Source organism: Thermobifida fusca YX (genome assembly GCF_000012405.1).
In the GTDB taxonomy this organism is placed as follows: Bacteria; Actinomycetota; Actinomycetes; order Streptosporangiales; family Streptosporangiaceae; genus Thermobifida; species Thermobifida fusca.
Genome location: NC_007333.1, coordinates 1598710 through 1614932 on the forward strand (window position 1 = coordinate 1598710; position 16223 = coordinate 1614932).

The following is a 16223-nucleotide window of genomic DNA, read 5'->3' on the forward strand; positions in this document are numbered from 1 at the left end:
TGGTAACACCTATCGTCTACCACCCCACACGAAGGACACCGTCATGACCGACGAGACGCCCGCATCCTTCAGCCTCGAACTCAGCGAAGACCTCATCCACATCCGCGACTGGGTCCACGAATTCGCCCGCGACGTCATGCGCCCAGCCGCCGCCGAATGGGACGAACGCGAAGAAACCCCCTGGCCGATCCTCCAAGAAGCCGCCAAGATCGGCCTCTACTCCCTCGACTTCTTCGCCAACCAGATGTTCGACCCCAGCGGCATCGCCATCCCCGTCGTCTACGAAGAGCTGTACTGGGGCGACCCCGGCATCGCGCTCGCCCTCACCGGCACCACCCTCGCCGCCGTCGCCGTCAGCGCCAACGGCACCCAGGAGCAAATCCTGGAATGGACCCCCCAAATGTTCGGCACCCCCGACGACATCAAACTCGGCGCCTTCTGCGTCTCCGAACCCGACGCGGGAAGCGACGTCGGCGCCATCCGCACCCGCGCCGTCTACGACGAAGCCAAAGACGAATGGGTCCTCAACGGCACGAAGACCTGGATCACCAACGGCGGCATCGCCGACGTCCACGTCGTCGTCGCCTCCGTCGACCCGGAACTCGGCACCCGCGGCCAAGCCAGCTTCGTCATCCCGCCCGGCACTAAAGGCCTCTCCCAAGGCCAGAAGTTCAGCAAACACGGCATCCGCGCCTCCCACACCGCCGAGGTCATCCTCGACGACGTGCGCATCCCCGGCCGCTGCCTGCTCGGTGGCAAAGAGAAACTGGACCAGCGTCTTGCCCGTGCCCGCGAAGGCCGCCGCTCCAAGGGCCAAGCCGCCATGAAAACCTTCGAAGCCTCCCGCCCCGCCGTGGGAGCCATGGCCGTGGGCTGCGCACGCGCCGCCTACGAATACGCCCGCGACTACGTCCGCCAGCGCGAACAGTTCGGCCGTCCCATCGGCGACAACCAAGCCGTCGCCTTCACCCTCGCCGACATGGCGACCCGCATCGACGCCGCCCGCCTGCTGGTGTGGCGCGCCTCCTGGATGGCCCGGTACGGAAAAGAATTCGCCAACGCCGAAGGCTCCATGAGCAAGCTGTACGCCAGCGAAACCGCTACCTGGGTCACCCAGAACGCCATCCGACTGCTCGGCGGCAACGGCTATACCCGGGACTACCCGGTGGAACGCTGGCACCGCGACGCCACGATCTTCACCATCTTCGAAGGCGCCTCGGAGATCCAGCGTCTCATCATTGGTCGCGCCATCACCGGACTGCCGCTGCGCTAGCCGAGGCAAAGCAGCAGAGCCAGGGGAATCGGCGGGACGCGAGCAGAGAAGTGGACGGCAGCGGACAAGGAAGCCGAATACTTCTCCTCGTCCCGTCGGCTTCCTGACCCATGATGTCGCCGGTGCTGTGCCGCCTGTGGCGGATTTTCTCAGGGAACACCGCCACAGGCGGCTTTTTGCTGCATGAGGTGAGTGTGCTTTCCAACTCACGAAGAATAGAGACTGGCGCGGCTATCCGACTTCTGGTGCAGGTCGTCGACGGTGATTGATCTGAACAAGATCTTTGCGCAGCACAGGAAAAGAGCCCTTCGAAGAGAGGCTCTTGACTAGCCGATTTTTAGGAGCAAGTTTGCTGAGGGCTGCGAGAAAGATATCTACGACTGCGTTCCTCGTTGAATGCCGGGGAGGGAATCGTACTCACTGAGATGGTTGTCCTCGAGAGGAAACAATTCGGATAGACATGCGGCAGGCACTGTCCCGGACGAGGAGACCGAGGCAGAAAATGTGTCCGCAGCCTTGGGTAGTGAAGCAACCGCTGCATGAGCACAGGTGTGGTGAGGTATGCAGGGCTGAGGCCACCAGGCCCTTAGCAGAGCTGGCGTGCCAGGGCATCGACCGTGTCGCTTCCCCTCGGAATTAGGCGGCGAGGAAGTCGAGGACGAACCCGGTGAGGAAGAGCGGGACAGCGATGGCGCGGACAGTGCGGTCCAACCGGTCATGCTCCAAAACCCAGGCGGCGGCCTGGGCAGCCCGTCCAGTGATCGAAAGAAAGTCGAACAGAAACAACACCATTCCCGCAATACCCCACCAAGCGAAGAACAGCCACACAGGTTCCCCGTCGTAGAGCACGATGAGGAGAGCGGACGTCAAGCTTAATACCGAGGATGCGATGATCCCCACGTACAAGAGGCGCGTTGTTACGGGGAATTCTCTCCACATCTGGGAGCGGTGGCGACCTGTGTGCTTCACCCGGTCGGCGTAGGCACGAAGCCGCTCGGGGCCTATCGCGTCGAGCACAATGGTGACTCCCGCGAGGAACGTGAGCAGTTTTCCAGCACGGGAGAGCCACAGGATGGAGACGCCGTACAAGGTGTGGTCTGTGAGCTGGTTGCCCGACCACCAAAGGTTCCAAGCTTCGACGATGGTGAGGTCCACGGCAGTACGGTAGCCGCCGTATGGGGTATTGGTGGTGATTTGGTCAACTATGACCATGCTCAAGTAGCTGATAAGGATCTCGTTAGTTCTAGGTTGTCTGTGGCTGTAGAGGAATTTTTTGTGCTTTTGTTCTTTTGTTTGATTTTTGGGAAGTGAATGAAATCAGCATGCCGCGCTGGTAAACTCGCAGGTCATGTAGTGTGCTCCCCGCGCATGCGGGGATGGTCCCCCCGCACTACTCCCCGCAAACCAACGGCCTCCGTGCTCCCCGCGCATGCGGGGATGGTCCTTCAGTGGGGCGTTCCAGAACCCGCCTGGGGTCGTGCTTCCCGCGTATGCGGGGATGGTCCCTCGGTAGGGAGACCGGTGCAGCAGTTCCCTGTGCTCCCCGCGCAGGCGGGAGTGTGATTCGTCAACGGCCTCGTCCTCACCGAAAACCGACGTGCTTCCCGCGCATGCGGGGGTGTGATGCCAGCCTCCGGCAGCGAGAGCTGGCATCACCCTGATACAGGTTCCCTTCTCACAGGCGGCTCCGGCTTCTTTCGCCTGGTGTGAGAGTGTGGCTGTGTCCGATGAGCAGCTTCTGTCGGTGAGAAGGGAGGCAGGGGCGCCGCTTCCTATTGAGAGCGCGCCGCACACAGCATGGCCGAAGCCGCGAACGTCACCACTGATTTCACAATCGACGCCCGATTCAACGGGCCGCCCACCTCAGCTAACGGCGGCTACATCTCCGGTCGTCTCGCCCAGTACGTGGACGCTCCCGCCGTCCGTGTTCGCCTGCGGCAGCCGCCGCCGCTGCAAACCCCCATGACGGTGCGCCGCAGCCCTGATGGGGGAGTTCACCTCCTCCGCAGTGAACAGCTCGTGGCTGAAGCCATCCCCGCCGACGTGCCGCAACAGCACCTCGACCCAGTGCCGCCCGCTGTCGCGGAGCAGGCGAGCGCAGGCTACCGGGGATACCGCAACCACCCGTTTCCCACCTGTTTTGTGTGCGGGCCGGAGCGGAGCACCGGTGACGGGCTGCGCCTGTTCGCTGGGCCGCTCGGCGGTGACCCGGAAGCGGACACGGTGGCCTGTGCGTGGACGCCGCCCGCCGATCCCGCAGGGCTGCCACTGGTGTGGGCTGCGCTCGACTGTCCGGGAGGCTGGTCGGTTGACATTACCGGGCGTCCCATGCTGTTGGGACAGATGACCGCCGCCGTTTTCGCGGACCCCCGTCCCGGGGAGCGCCACGTTGTCCTCGGACGCCTGCTCGGCGTCGAAGGACGCAAAGTATTCACTGCCAGTGCCCTCTACGACGCGCAAGGAACCGAGCTGGCGCGTGCCGAAGCGGTGTGGATTCGTATTCCACAGCAGTGAAACGACAATTCCGTTTCCCTGGGACTTTGATGAGAATCTGATAACGGTACGATCTCGGAACGTTTGTTGTTGTCGATCACCGGGTGTGCCATGACCGTTCAGACTTCTCGTTCCCCTCAGCCTCCCGTCGTATCGCCACGTTCCGTCACTAAAGCGACACCTGTAGAAACCGTCTGGCTTGATGTGGCCCGGATCGCGGCCATCACCGCTGTGGTCGTGTTGCACGCCGTCGCCGTGGTGGTCACCCGCCGCTACTACAGCGACATCGGCACGGCCACCTGGTGGACCGCGAACGTGGTGGACTCGTTGATGCGCTGGTGTGTTCCCGTGTTCATCATGATCAGCGGGGCACTGCTGCTCGCGCCGCGCCGGGAAGGCTTGCGCTCCTTCTACCAGCGGCGGTTCAACCGGATCGGGATCCCCCTGGTCGTGTGGAGTGTCGTCTACCTGTCTATCGACCTGTTCGTGAAACAGGCGAGCGACTGGTCGGACGCGCTGAACCGGGTCTTGGCGGGCAAGCCCTCCGTGCACTTGTACTTCCTGTTCGTGCTGGCCGGGCTGTATGCGCTCACGCCTTTCCTGCGGGTGCTCACCGCCCATGCCCCGCGGCGCATGCTGTGGTGGGCAGCAGTGTTCCTGACCGCGGTCGGAGTGGCGGACCAGGCGATCTCCGACTTTGCGGGGATCGGTGAAGCCAACGCCGTCACCCGCTTCCTGCCTTTCCTCGGCTACTACCTGCTCGGTTACCTGCTGCGCGACTGCGAACTGGGCAAGCGGGGCATGTGGGTGGCCGGAATGGTGTTCGTCGCGGCTGTTGCTGCCACCACAGGCATTGTCGGGGCGACCGCGGTGGCCTACGGGGAGTGGAACACGCAGGCCGCCTACGCCTACGACTATCTTTCCCCGACTGTCCTGGCCATGTCGGTGGCGTTGTTCCTGCTGTTCAAACCGCTTGCTGGACGGTGGCGGCGGTTCACCGCCCCCGACCGGGACACGACGGCGGCCCGCCGTCGGCTGCGCACTCTCGCCGATCTGAGCTTCGGGGTGTTCCTCATCCACCTGGTGCTGCTGCGGGAGCTGCGGTCCCTCACCGGGATTCCCGAGCACCCGGTGGGCATGGTGGCGACCGTGCTCGCCCAGGCCGCTGCCGTGCTGGTGGTCAGTTTTGTCCTCACCGCCGTGCTCCGCAGGATTCCCGGGCTGCGCGCTACCGTGTGAGGCTGTGAACCCTGATCCACTGCCCCCGGTGACTGCGCGGGGTGGACGCGCCTCCCGCGGCCGCGACCCCCGTCGGCGTCGCGCGATCCTGGATGCTGCTGACGCTGTCATCCAACGTGAAGGTCCTGATGCCCCCATGGCCGCGATCGCGGCTGAGGCGGGAATCAGCAAACCCATCCTGTACCGCCACTTCGGCGATAAGAGCGGCCTCTACCGTGCCCTCGCGGAGCGGCACGTCGACCCGCTCATGGAGCGGGTGCGGGAAAAACTGCGGGAGCCCGCCGAACTGCGTCCGCGGGTGCGTGCCACCGTCGGCACCTACCTGCAGATGATCAGCGAGAACCTCAACCTCTACCGTTTCCTCATGCACCGGGCTACCGCGGAGGATCCGCGTACCCGCGGCGATGTGAGTCTCATGGTGCGCCGGTTCGGCAAGGAGTTCGCGGACACCCTGGTCGCTGAACAGTACATCAGTGATCCGGTGCGCGCCGTGATCGTGGCGCACGCGGTGATCGGCATGGTGCAGGCGACAGGGGAGTGGTGGCTCGACCACCCGGAGATCCCCTACGAGGACGTGATCGAAAGCCTCACGGACGCGGTGGTGGGCGCGGTGACCAGCGAATGTGCTGCGCCCGCCTCATGAATCTCGGCCGGGACTTGACCTGGAGTGCACTCCACCCTTCAGGCTGTGACCCATGACCGACTACTACACCCCCGGAGAGGTGGCCCGTCGGCATGGGCTGAGCCTGGACACTCTGCGGTATTACGAGCGTGAAGGTCTGCTCGCCCAAGTGGAGCGCTCCCCTGCCGGGCATCGCCGGTATCGGGCAAGTGATGTCGAAATGCTCGACCTGGTGCGTTGCCTGCGGGACACCGACATGCCGATCGCCCGGTTGCGTGAGTTCGCGGAGCTTGTCCGCGCGGGCGACCACACGATCCCCCAGCGTATCGAGGTGCTCGTGGAACACGATGCGCAGTTGACTGCGCGTATCGCTGAGCTGCGCCGCCGTCAGGAAGCGATCCGGCACAAGATCGACTACTACCGGGGTGTGCTTGCGGAGAACCGTTCGGACACGGAAGAAGAGGGGCGTTGATGCGTTACACCACCATCGGCAGTGGGGAGCGGGCACGGCAGGTCAGTGTGATCTGCCTGGGAGCGATGAAGTTCGGCAGCCAGGTCGGTGACGCGGAGTCGTTCGCGATCTTGGACCGTTTCGTGGAGCGGGGCGGCACCTTCATCGACACGGCGAACAACTACCAGTTCTGGGTGGAGGGGTTCACGGGGGACGAAAGCGAAACCCTGCTGGGCCGGTGGCGGGCCGCGCGCGGGATCACCGACGAAGTGCTCATCGCCACCAAGTTCGGCGCCCGCCCGCGCACGCCGGGCGGAGGGTTGGCTGACGCGGAAGGCTTGTCCGCGAAAGCGGTGCGTGCCGCGGTAGCGGGGAGCCAGCAGCGGCTCGGCATGGACCGGCTGGACCTGGTCTACCCGCACAGGGAAGACCGTTCAGTGCCCTTGGAGGAAACCTTGGGCGTGCTGGCCGAGCTTGTCGAGGAAGGCCAGGTGGGGCTGGTGGGGGCGAGCAACCACCGGGCGTGGCGGCTGGAGCGGGCCCGGAGGCTCAGCGATGACCAGGGCTGGCCCCGCTACGAGGTTGCCCAGTTGCGGTACAGCTACCTGCAGCCCCGCTTCGATATTCCGCTTCCGGAAGCCGGGCACATGCATGCCACCGTCGACCACTTGGACTACGTCGCCCAAGAGAACCGGGACGGTCGGCCGCTCGCCCTGGTCACCTACACGCCGCTGCTGTATGGGGCGTATGTGCGTGCTGACCGGACGCTGTCCTACCCGTATGAGCATCCGGGCACTGCGGCGCGGCTGAAGGTGCTGCGGGAGGTGGCGGCGGAGTGCGATGCGACCCCCAACCAGGTGGTTCTGGCCTGGTTGATGGGCGGGGACCCGGCGATCATCCCGCTGGTGGGGGTCAGCAGCGTGGCGCAGCTTGATGAAGCTTTGGACGCGGTTGACGTGGAGTTGACCGCTGAGCAGCGGTCCCGGCTCGACCACGCGGGGTGAGCTGCGGGGAGTTCTGTACTGCGGTGCGGGAGACGTCGTCCCCGGGGCCGGGCGGGTGTGTCGACTGGGCCCGGGGACGGGTGCACGGTGCAGACGAAAAAGGGAAAATCACACCGCTCCGTGGGCTCCCATGAACCGTGTGTTACACGCTACACTTCTGCGCATGCGACCGGCACTGACTTTCCAGCAGTGGTGGCGCCGCTGGTAGGCGGCGCTTCTGGTTCGCATTCCTGAGACCTGGCGACCGCCCGGACCGGCGGTCGTTTCTGTTGTCCGCGGTTCGGGCGCTGACAGCAACCAGACCAGCCCGAAAAGGACCAGCCCGTGGACGACAACTCCTACACCACCAGTGGTGGTATCACCGTGCACCGCACGGCAGTGCCGTGCGATCCCCGTGCGCTCGCCGATCTGACGGTCAACGTGGAACAGCGCCGAGGCGGCGTGCTCTCCTCCGGGATGGAGTATCCCGGCCGCTACAGCCGTTGGCATTTGGGATACGTGGACCCGTGCCTGGAAGTTGTCGCGCGCGGCCGCACGATCGGGGCGACGGCCCTCAACGACCGCGGCCGTGTCCTGCTGCCCGCGGTAGCCCGGGCGCTCACCGCGCACGGCGCGGTGGTGGAGCACACCGACGACACGGTCGCTGTCACGGTCCCTGAACCGGATCCCACCGAGTTCTTCACTGAGGAAGAGCGCAGCCGCCGGCTCAGTGTTTTTTCTGCGCTCCGCGCCCTCGTGGGCGTGTTCTTCCACGCGGAAGAACCCCACCTGGGGTTGTACGGGGCGTTCGGCTACGATCTGGCGTTCCAGTTCGAACCGATCGAGCAGGTGCTGCCGCGCGACCCGGAGGACCGGGACCTGGTGTTGCACCTGCCCGACGAGATCATCGTCCACGACCGGAAACGGGAGATCTGCCAGCGCTACTCCTACGACTTCACGCTGCCGGAGGAGTTGCGCGGCCCGGCAGGGGCGACCACGCGGGGCCTGCCACGCCACACCGAGCCCACACCCCCGGTGACCCCGGCTGCCGAGGTGCCGCCGCAGCCGGAACCCGGGTCGTATGCGCGGATCGTGGCTGAGGCCAAGGAGCGGTTCCGCCGCGGCGACTTGTTCGAAGTGGTGCCCAGCCACCGCTTGTACGCGCCGTGTGCGTCGCCTGCGCGGTTCTACGAGCGGCTGCGGGAACGCAACCCTGCCCCGTACGAGTTCTTCCTCAACCTGGGGGAGGGCGAGTACCTGGTCGGCGCGTCCCCGGAAATGTTTGTGCGGGTCACGGGCCGTCCCGGAGAGGGGCAGCGGGTGGAGACCTGCCCGATCTCCGGCACGATCAAGCGTGGCGCGGACGCGGTCGGCGACGCGGAGAACATCAAGGAGCTGCTGTCGTCCGCGAAGGAAGAGTCGGAGCTGACCATGTGCACCGACGTGGACCGCAACGACAAGTCCCGGGTGTGCGTGCCAGGCAGTGTGCGGGTGATCGGCCGCCGGCAGATCGAAATGTACAGTCGGCTCATCCACACGGTCGACCACATTGAGGGGATTCTGCGCCCCGAGTTGGACGCTATTGACGCGTTCCTCACCCACATGTGGGCGGTGACCGTGACGGGGGCGCCGAAGACGTGGGCGATGCGGTTCATCGAACAGCATGAGAGTTCGCCGCGCCGCTGGTATGGGGGCGCGGTCGGTGTCATCAATTTTGATGGTTCGATGAACACCGGGTTGACGTTGCGGACCGCGCACATCCGGGACGGGGTGGCGACGGTGCGGGCGGGCGCCACACTGCTGTACGACTCTGATCCGGAAGCTGAAGAGCGGGAGACTTTCCTCAAAGCCCGTGCCCTGTTGGAGACCCTCACCGACGAGGGTGAGGAAACCTCCAAGGCTGCGCCTGCGGTGGAGCAGGTGGGGGCGGGGATGCGGGTGCTGCTCGTCGACCACGAAGACTCGTTCGTCAACACGCTCGCGGACTACGTCCGGCGGCACGGCGCCGAGGTCACCACGGTGCGCTACGGGTTCGACCCGGCCCTGCTCGACCAGATGCGTCCCGACCTGGTGGTGCTCTCCCCGGGGCCGGGGCTGCCCGCCGATTTCGCGATGAGCGCGCTGTTGAAGGAGTTGGACGCGCGCGGCCTGCCTGTGTTCGGGGTGTGCCTGGGGCTGCAGGCGATGGTGGAGTACGCGGGCGGGGAGCTGCTCACTTTGGACACGCCGGTGCACGGTAAACCCGGCCGGGTTCGGGTCACCGGGGGCGCGCTGCTGGCTGGGCTGGGAGAGGACGGGGAGTTCACCGCGGCCCGCTACCACTCCGTGTACGCGACCCCGGACCGGGTGAAAGGGTTCGAGGTGACGGCGGTGACGGAGGACGACGGTTTCCCCGTGGTCATGGCGATCGAGAATGCTGAGGCGCGGCGGTGGGCGGTCCAGTTCCACCCCGAGTCGATCCTCACCGGCCGGGTGGGGGAGCAGATCGTGGCGAACGTGCTGCGCTTGGCCAGGGAGAGCAGCTGACCTCGGGGGTACGCCCGGTTGTGCCCGGTCCGCTGCGTTGCGGGGGCGCGTCGTTGCGTAGCGGACCGTCCGGTTTCGGCCATTCAGCGGCCTGAGTGGGCGGAGATCCCTGCTGGCTGCTACGTTCTTCTGCGGCCCCGGGACGGGTTCGGAGTGTGCCGGGGCCGCAGACACGACACGAGCTGGGGGATGCAACCGGTGGTGAAGCACGTCGAGCCCGAGGTCCACCTGATCGCGCGGCCGCAGTTGGACTACGACGAAATCGCGCGCTACCTCGCCGACGTGGGCGGGAGCAGTTGGCTGGAGCGGCTGGATCGGGGGGAGCTCGACGAGGTTCTCAACGATCCGCAAAACCTTGCGGAGTTCGCTGGTCGGTTGTGCTACCGCTCGTGGGAGCCGGGGCTCAACCCCAACGTGACCCGGGTGCGCACCGACCAGACCGCGTATTTGACGAACATTCTGGCGAGCATGCACGGGTCCGTGTTGGAGCACGTGAGTTTCAGCTTCGTGTTGCACAACGTGTCCCGGGTGGCCACTCACGAGCTGGTCCGGCACCGGCCTGGCGTGGCGATCTCGCAAGAGTCGCTCCGGTTTGTCCGGTTGACGGACCTGCCGTTCTGGTTCCCCGAGTGGGCGCAGGAAGACCCCGAGCTGATGAAGCGCGCCACTGACCTGCTGGAACGCATGGAAGAGTTCCAGCGGTGGATGGCCGACCACTTCGGGTTGGACGAGGAGGGCGTGCCGTTCGCGGTGAAGAAGCACCGTACCTCTTTCATGCGGCGGTTCGCACCGGAGGGGGTGGCGACCGGACTGGTGTGGACGGCGAACGTGCGTACCCTCCGCCACACGCTGGAAACGCGGACGGCTCCCGGCGCGGAAGAGGAGATCCGGCTGATCTTCCACAAGATCGGCGAGATCATGGTGCAGGAAGCGCCCGCCTTGTTCGGGGACTACACGGTCACGGACGGCGCCTGGGTGCCGAAGTGGCGCAAGGTCTGATCCCGCGGGCCTAGGAGGACAGTCCGGCGCGGGTTTCCGCAGCGGTGATGCCCTGCTGGCAGGCGCGGACGAGGGACCGGTGGGCGTGGAGGCGCGCCCACAGTCCCAGCGGCCGCAGCCGCGGGGCGGGGGCACCGGACGCCTCAGCGACGGTGAGCGTGGCTGCGTGGAGGGGGCCGCGACGGTACCAGTGCTCCCACTGGTCGAAGTCGGGGCTGTGCTGGTGGGCGAACACGCAGCCGTCCCCGTCAGCCGTGGTGAGCGGGGTGCCGTCGAGGCTGCGCAGCGGGATGCGGGCGCCGGGGGTGTGCGGCCAGGCAGGGGCGGTGACCACGTTCACCGCGGGCCCGTGCGGGCGGGCGGTGAGGAGGAGGGCGTGGTCGGCGCTGGTGCGTGGCGGCAGAGTCCACTCTTCGACGGTGTCGCGGAGGGTGACGATGATGCGCGGCAGCCACCACCAGTTTTCTCGGCGGGCCAGCAGGCCGCCGGCGCGCTGCCGGGTCGGCGGGTGTTTGCGGATCTCCTGGGCGAGCAGCGCGTCGACGAAGACGTCACCGGACAGGTCGTGGGTGACGGTGACCCGGCCGGTGGCGGCGACGGCAGGAGAACCGGGTGGGAGGGCACGGGCGTCCGTGACACTGCACACGGCCTGCCCGTCGGTGAGCGTGTCGAGTAGGGCGAGGTGGGAGAAGGGCAGTGCGACGCAGGGGTGTCCTTCCCACATGAGGGGGACGGCGGGGACGCCGACGGGGCCTGACGGGCTGAGCCATGACAGTTCCGCGGTCGTCGAGTTCTCCCAGACTGTGGCAAAAGAAGACACTTCGCTCCTTTTTGTGACGTGGATCTCATGTTACGTTCAGTGAGTCCACTCAGTCGACAGGCGGCGTCACGGAACGTGTGGGGCAGCCCCTCAGTCTCGCGGACGCCGCCGCGACCGAAGGAGCGACATGCCTGCCGTTGTCGTACTGGTCGCTGTTCTCGCCCTCTTCGCTCTGGGATACCGCTACTACTCGTCGTATCTGGCCCGCCGCGTCTACGGGCTGGACCCCAACTATGTGACCCCCGCCCACCGCTACTCCGACGGGGTCGACTTCGTCCCCACCAACCGTTACGTCGTTTTCAGCCACCATTTCATCTCCGTGGCCGGAGCCGCCCCCATCGTCGGCCCCGCGGTCGCCGTGTTCTGGGGCTGGGGCCCGGCCCTGCTGTGGGTGGTGCTCGGCACGATCTTCGCTGCGGGCGTGCACGACTTCGGGGCGCTCGCGGTCTCGGTCCGCCACCGCGCGAAAAGCATCGGCACGCTCGCCGGTGAGGTGGTGAGCAGACGCGCCGGCACCCTCTTTCTGATCATCATCTTCTTCCTGCTGACCCTGGTGAACGCGGTCTTCTCCGTGGTCATCGCCAACCTGTTCGTTTCCACCCCTAGCGTGGTGCTGCCCACCTTGGTCACGATTCCCTTGGCGATCGGTGTGGGCCAGTACGTCTACCGCACGCGCAGCGCGGCACTGCTGCCGTCCCTGGTCGTGCTGCTGCTGGTGTACGCGTCCATCCCGCTGGGCCTGCTGTTCCCGATCACTATCGACCCGCTGGCTGCCGCGGTCGGCCTCACCCCGAAAACCCTGTGGATCATCCTGGTCTTCGGCTACGCTTTCGCGGCGTCCCGGCTGCCAGTGTGGCTGCTGCTGCAGCCGCGCGACTACATCAACCAGCAGCAGATGCTGGTGGCGTTGGCGGTGATCCTGCTGGGCGTGGCCGTAGGCTTCGACTGGATCGTGGCGCCTCTCATCAACGACGTGCCCGACGGATCCCCGCCCTGGTTCCCCCTGCTGTTCATTACCATCGCCTGCGGGGCGATCTCCGGGTTCCACAGCCTGGTCTCCTCGGGGACGACAGCGAAGCAGATCGACCGGGAAACCGACGCCCGTTTCGTCGGCTACCTGGGTGCTGTCGGGGAGGGCACGCTCGCGCTGTGCGCCATCCTGGCCTGCACGGCGGGCGTGGCGGCGACCCGCGCCGACTGGGATGCGCTCTACACGGACTATGCGACCGCGTCGGGCAGCGCCACCGACAACTTCGTCAACGGGGTGGCGAACTTCGCGTCCCACCTGGGCATTCCCGAAACCGTGGGTGTGGTGTTCGCCGCCGTGGTGATCATCAGTTTCGCGTCCACCACCATGGACACGGGGGTGCGGCTGCAACGCTACATCGTGCAGGAGATCGCGGAGACCGCCCGGATCCGGCCGCTGGCACGCAACCTCACCTTGGCGACCCTGGTGGCGGTGGCGGTGCCGTTGGCGTTGGCGCTCACCCCGGGCGACTTCGCGTTCGGCACCCTTTGGCAGCTGTTCGGCACCACCAACCAGCTCACCGCCGGACTGGCGTTGGCGGTGATCGCAGTATGGGTCACCAAGAGCAGCCGCAACCCGCTCGCGGTGCTCATCCCCCTGGTGTTCCTGCTCGTCATGACCTCGTGGGCGCTGGTCCTCAACCTGGTCCGGTTTGTGACCGCTGACGACCCCATGCAGGTGTTCCTGCTCGCCCCCTTGGACGCGGTCATCTTCGTGCTTGCACTGTGGCTGATCGTTGAAGCGTCGCTGGCGCTGCGGACCGCGTGGCGGGCCCGCACGGCTGCCGCCGGCACTCCAGCAGTCCCGGCAGCGGACCCGAAGACCGGTACGGATGCGGCCCCGCCCGCGGGGGACAGCCCGACGGATCCGGCGGAGCCTGCGGGAGCAGGGGAGCAGTGAGCACCGGGTTTGCGGGGCGTGCCGTGCGCGCCTGGCGGCGGCTGGAAGCGTTCCACGAAGAGTGGTTCGCTGCACGCTGGCGGCATGCGCTGCAGCGGGAGGACCGCCGCCAGGCCGACACGTTCCGCGCCATGCTGCTGTTGCACTCGCTCGGCGTGGACGTGCCCGTGGCCTACGAAACCCTGGACCTCATCCCGTACCTGGTTGCGGACGTGCACGACTGGCATCGCCGCATGGGGCGCGACCGGTGGGGTGATGCGGGGGTGTGCTGTTGACCGGGGCAGCGATCACGCTGTTCGGGGGTAAGGGCGGCGTCGGCAAGACCACGCTGGCCGCCGCCCACGCCCTCGCCTTAGCGGACAGCGGGCAGCGGACCCTGCTCGTCTCCACGGACCCCGCGCATTCGCTCGGCGACATCCTGGACGTGCGGTTAGGGGACCGGCCGCGTCGGGTGACCGGCTGCCTGTGGGCGGTGGAACCCGATGCGGAGGCGACCGTGCGCCGCAGGATCATCCAGGTAGCGGACGAGGCGCGCACCGTCGTGCCGGACGAGGTGATGCCCGCGGTGCGGCGGCACCTGCGGCACGCTGCCGCTGCACCCGGCATGGTCGAGTCCGCGCTCCACGACCGGCTGATCGACTATGTCGACCAGGTGCCGGAAACGTGGGACCGGCTGGTCGTGGACAGTGCGCCCACCGGACACCTGCTGCGGATGCTGGCCTTGCCCACCCTGCTCGCCCCCTGGGTGCACGGCCTGATCCAGCAGCGGGAACGTGCGAGAGCAGTGGACGGGTTCGCTGCCAGCGTGTTCGACCCGGAGCCGGGACGGGATCCCGTGGTGGAGAAGCTGCGGGCCCGGCAGCGCCGCTTGGCGGCGGCCGCGGCCCGACTGCGCACTGACGCGGCCGTGTGCCTGGTCACTGTGCCCCGTCGGGCAGTGGTCGCGGAGACGCGCCGCGCAGCAGCGGCACTGCGCGACGACGGGATCCCCCTGGGCGTGGGGGTGGTCAACCAGGTTCCTTCCCGCGTGGATACCGCGGTCCTGGCGGAGCTCCGCGCCTTGTTCGCCCCGGTCGGCTGGGTGGAGGTGCCGTTGCTTGACACGGAGCCCATCGGGGTGGCGGCACTGCGCGCCCTACCGCGCCTCACCGGGGCAGAACCCGGCCCGTGACGTGCCGCCTCGCCAGGGCGGCCCTGTGGCGGGCGGCACGGCGAGGCGGCATGTGTCCGACGCTACGGCGGGAGTGAGCGACAGCACGGCGAAATGTTGTTAACGTCAAGGAGAGTGTGAATTCCCGCACACTCGCGGGATTTCGCGCTGCTCCCAACTGCCCCTGCCATCCAGGAGGACGCATGCCCCGGCCGCTCATCGGTATCACCAGCTATCTCGGACCGGCACGCTGGGGACACTGGGTGCGTGAGGCGTCTGTTGTCGCCACCCCGTTCCTCCGCGAAGTGGACCGAGCGGGCGGCCTGCCCGTCGTGCTCGCTCCCGTCCACCCTCGGCGCATCCCCGACCTGCTGCACCGGATCGACGGCTTCGTCTTCACCACGGGGGCACCTGTGGGGGCCGACACGGAAGCGGAGAACGCTGATCCGCGGCGCGACCGTTTCGAAATCGAACTCATCCGTGCCGTGCTCGACGCGGGACGGCCGTTTCTCGCGGTCGAACGCGGACTGCAGGTTCTCAACGTCGCCGTGGGCGGCACGCTACTGCCCGCCGCCGACACCGGTCCGGGCCTCGCCGACGCCGAGGTGATCATCAACGTCAGCAGCATGCTGGGCAAGGTGCTGGGTGACCGTGCCCGGGTGCGCTGCGCGGCCAGCCCGGGCATCAACCGCATCGGGTCGGGCCTGATGCCGGTGGCGTGGGGCGCCACCCAGACCGTGGAAGCGGTGGAAGCGGTCGGCCACCCCTTCGGGGTGGGGGTGCGGTGGCGTCCCGAAGAGGGGACGGACCGTCGCCTGTTCTGCGCGCTCGTCGACTACGCGGCGGGGTGACCCCGTCCTCGCGGATATCCCCGCAGCCACGCGGGGATATGGCACGAAGAGAAGTCCGCGATGCCGGGTAGGCTCACCTCAAACGGGGAGGTGAGATGGCGACCGCGACGAACCAGGGGGAACGCGACGACACCGTAGACCGGATCTGGACGATCCCGAACATGATCAGCGTCCTGCGGCTGCTCGGTGTCCCGTTGTTCCTCTGGCTGGTCCTCGGCCCGCAGGCCGACCTTTGGGCACTGGGTGTACTCGCTGCCGCCGGGCTGTCGGACTGGCTGGACGGCAAGATCGCCCGGGCATGGAACCAGACCAGCCGGCTCGGCACACTGCTCGACCCGATGGCCGACCGGCTCTACATCTTCGCCGCACTGCTGGGACTGGTCGTCAGAGACATCATCCCCTGGTGGCTGATGGCGATCCTTGTCCTTCGTGACGTCCTCATCATCGGCGCGCTACCGGTGCTGCGCTACTACGGGTACGGGCCGCTTCCCGTGAACTTCGCTGGAAAAGCCGCGACGCTGTGCCTGCTCTACGCGTTCCCCCTGCTGTTCCTCGGCGGGTATTCCGGAGCCGTGGGATATGTGGCGCAAATCGTTGGTTGGGCTTTCGCAATATGGGGAACAGCCCTCTACTGGTGGGCCGGACTGCTGTACTCGGTCCAGGGCTCACAGTTGATCAGACAGAGTCGTGCCCTGGAACGCGAAGAGGACACGAACCCTGGGCGTGGACAGCGGACGGACCGGCCGGCACCGCAACGGCGGTGACACCCCAGACTCAGGCAGCATCGCCTGAGCGGTCCGTAGCTGGTCACTCCGGGCCACCACGTCGTGACAATGAAGGGAGCAGCATCCCCACCATGAGACCCCGTGCTATGGCGGTTCGCCGAACG

General features: G+C 66.9%; 15 protein-coding genes. 13 read left to right on the forward strand and 2 right to left on the reverse strand.

Annotation, left to right across the window (positions count from 1 at the left end; all coding sequences use genetic code 11):
- Window positions 1–43 precede the first annotated feature (43 nt).
- Complete coding sequence (locus TFU_RS06840) at window positions 44–1273, forward strand: acyl-CoA dehydrogenase family protein (protein WP_011291813.1); 1230 nt, start codon at window positions 44–46, stop codon at window positions 1271–1273.
- A gap of 636 nt (window positions 1274–1909) precedes the next feature.
- Here TFU_RS06840 and TFU_RS06845 read toward each other — a convergent pair.
- Window positions 1910–2485 (reverse strand): hypothetical protein, encoded by a 576-nt coding sequence (locus TFU_RS06845; protein ID WP_011291814.1) that lies wholly within the window; start codon window positions 2483–2485, stop codon window positions 1910–1912.
- Window positions 2486–3070: 585 nt separating this feature from the next.
- On the opposite strand from TFU_RS06845, the gene TFU_RS06850 reads away from it, so the two are divergent.
- From TFU_RS06850 to thyX, 7 genes are all read left to right on the forward strand, one after another.
- Window positions 3071–3787: a hypothetical protein gene (locus TFU_RS06850; protein WP_011291815.1), complete on the forward strand. Its 717-nt coding sequence runs from the start codon at window positions 3071–3073 to the stop codon at window positions 3785–3787.
- A 90-nt stretch (window positions 3788–3877) separates the two neighbouring features.
- Entirely contained in the window at window positions 3878–5005 is a 1128-nt protein-coding gene (locus TFU_RS06855) for an acyltransferase (RefSeq protein ID WP_011291816.1), read from the forward strand.
- Between the two features lie 4 nt (window positions 5006–5009).
- The gene (locus TFU_RS06860) at window positions 5010–5648 is read left to right on the forward strand and encodes a TetR family transcriptional regulator (RefSeq protein WP_011291817.1); all 639 of its coding nucleotides are present in this window, start codon (window positions 5010–5012) and stop codon (window positions 5646–5648) included.
- Window positions 5649–5700: 52 nt separating this feature from the next.
- Window positions 5701–6099 (forward strand): MerR family transcriptional regulator, encoded by a 399-nt coding sequence (locus TFU_RS06865; protein WP_011291818.1) that lies wholly within the window; start codon window positions 5701–5703, stop codon window positions 6097–6099.
- Window positions 6099–7082 (forward strand): aldo/keto reductase, encoded by a 984-nt coding sequence (locus tag TFU_RS06870; protein WP_011291819.1) that lies wholly within the window; start codon window positions 6099–6101, stop codon window positions 7080–7082. Before TFU_RS06865 ends, TFU_RS06870 begins: the two co-directional genes overlap by 1 nt.
- A 324-nt stretch (window positions 7083–7406) precedes the next feature.
- On the forward strand, window positions 7407–9587 hold the full coding sequence (locus tag TFU_RS06875; protein WP_011291820.1) for an anthranilate synthase component I: 2181 nt from the start codon (window positions 7407–7409) through the stop codon (window positions 9585–9587).
- A gap of 201 nt (window positions 9588–9788) precedes the next feature.
- Window positions 9789–10586, forward strand: coding sequence for an FAD-dependent thymidylate synthase (gene thyX, locus TFU_RS06880; RefSeq protein WP_038043668.1), 798 nt, complete (start codon window positions 9789–9791; stop codon window positions 10584–10586).
- 10 nt (window positions 10587–10596) lie between these two features.
- Here thyX and TFU_RS06885 read toward each other — a convergent pair whose 3' ends face one another.
- Window positions 10597–11406, reverse strand: coding sequence for a hypothetical protein (locus TFU_RS06885; RefSeq protein ID WP_011291822.1), 810 nt, complete (start codon window positions 11404–11406; stop codon window positions 10597–10599).
- Between the two features lie 127 nt (window positions 11407–11533).
- Between TFU_RS06885 and TFU_RS06890 the strand changes: the two genes are divergently transcribed.
- From TFU_RS06890 to TFU_RS06910, 5 genes are all read left to right on the forward strand, one after another.
- Window positions 11534–13333 (forward strand): carbon starvation CstA family protein, encoded by a 1800-nt coding sequence (locus TFU_RS06890; RefSeq protein WP_011291823.1) that lies wholly within the window; start codon window positions 11534–11536, stop codon window positions 13331–13333.
- On the forward strand, window positions 13330–13608 hold the full coding sequence (locus TFU_RS06895) for a cory-CC-star protein (RefSeq protein ID WP_011291824.1): 279 nt from the start codon (window positions 13330–13332) through the stop codon (window positions 13606–13608). The genes TFU_RS06890 and TFU_RS06895 overlap by 4 nt, the downstream gene beginning before the upstream one ends.
- On the forward strand, window positions 13599–14504 hold the full coding sequence (locus TFU_RS06900) for an ArsA family ATPase (RefSeq protein ID WP_011291825.1): 906 nt from the start codon (window positions 13599–13601) through the stop codon (window positions 14502–14504). The genes TFU_RS06895 and TFU_RS06900 overlap by 10 nt, the downstream gene beginning before the upstream one ends.
- 182 nt (window positions 14505–14686) lie before the next feature.
- Window positions 14687–15334, forward strand: coding sequence for a gamma-glutamyl-gamma-aminobutyrate hydrolase family protein (locus tag TFU_RS06905; RefSeq protein ID WP_011291826.1), 648 nt, complete (start codon window positions 14687–14689; stop codon window positions 15332–15334).
- A gap of 95 nt (window positions 15335–15429) precedes the next feature.
- On the forward strand, window positions 15430–16098 hold the full coding sequence (locus TFU_RS06910) for a CDP-alcohol phosphatidyltransferase family protein (RefSeq protein WP_011291827.1): 669 nt from the start codon (window positions 15430–15432) through the stop codon (window positions 16096–16098).
- The last annotated feature ends 125 nt before the right edge of the window (window positions 16099–16223 follow it).

Coding starts and splice junctions, on each gene's coding strand:
- TFU_RS06840 (WP_011291813.1), top strand. CDS start 44: ATGACCGACGAGACGCCCGCATCCTTCAGCCTCGAACTCAGCGAAGAC.
- TFU_RS06845 (WP_011291814.1), bottom strand. CDS start 2,485: ATGGTCATAGTTGACCAAATCACCACCAATACCCCATACGGCGGCTAC.
- TFU_RS06850 (WP_011291815.1), top strand. CDS start 3,071: ATGGCCGAAGCCGCGAACGTCACCACTGATTTCACAATCGACGCCCGA.
- TFU_RS06855 (WP_011291816.1), top strand. CDS start 3,878: ATGACCGTTCAGACTTCTCGTTCCCCTCAGCCTCCCGTCGTATCGCCA.
- TFU_RS06865 (WP_011291818.1), top strand. CDS start 5,701: ATGACCGACTACTACACCCCCGGAGAGGTGGCCCGTCGGCATGGGCTG.
- TFU_RS06870 (WP_011291819.1), top strand. CDS start 6,099: ATGCGTTACACCACCATCGGCAGTGGGGAGCGGGCACGGCAGGTCAGT.
- TFU_RS06890 (WP_011291823.1), top strand. CDS start 11,534: ATGCCTGCCGTTGTCGTACTGGTCGCTGTTCTCGCCCTCTTCGCTCTG.
- TFU_RS06905 (WP_011291826.1), top strand. CDS start 14,687: ATGCCCCGGCCGCTCATCGGTATCACCAGCTATCTCGGACCGGCACGC.
- TFU_RS06910 (WP_011291827.1), top strand. CDS start 15,430: ATGGCGACCGCGACGAACCAGGGGGAACGCGACGACACCGTAGACCGG.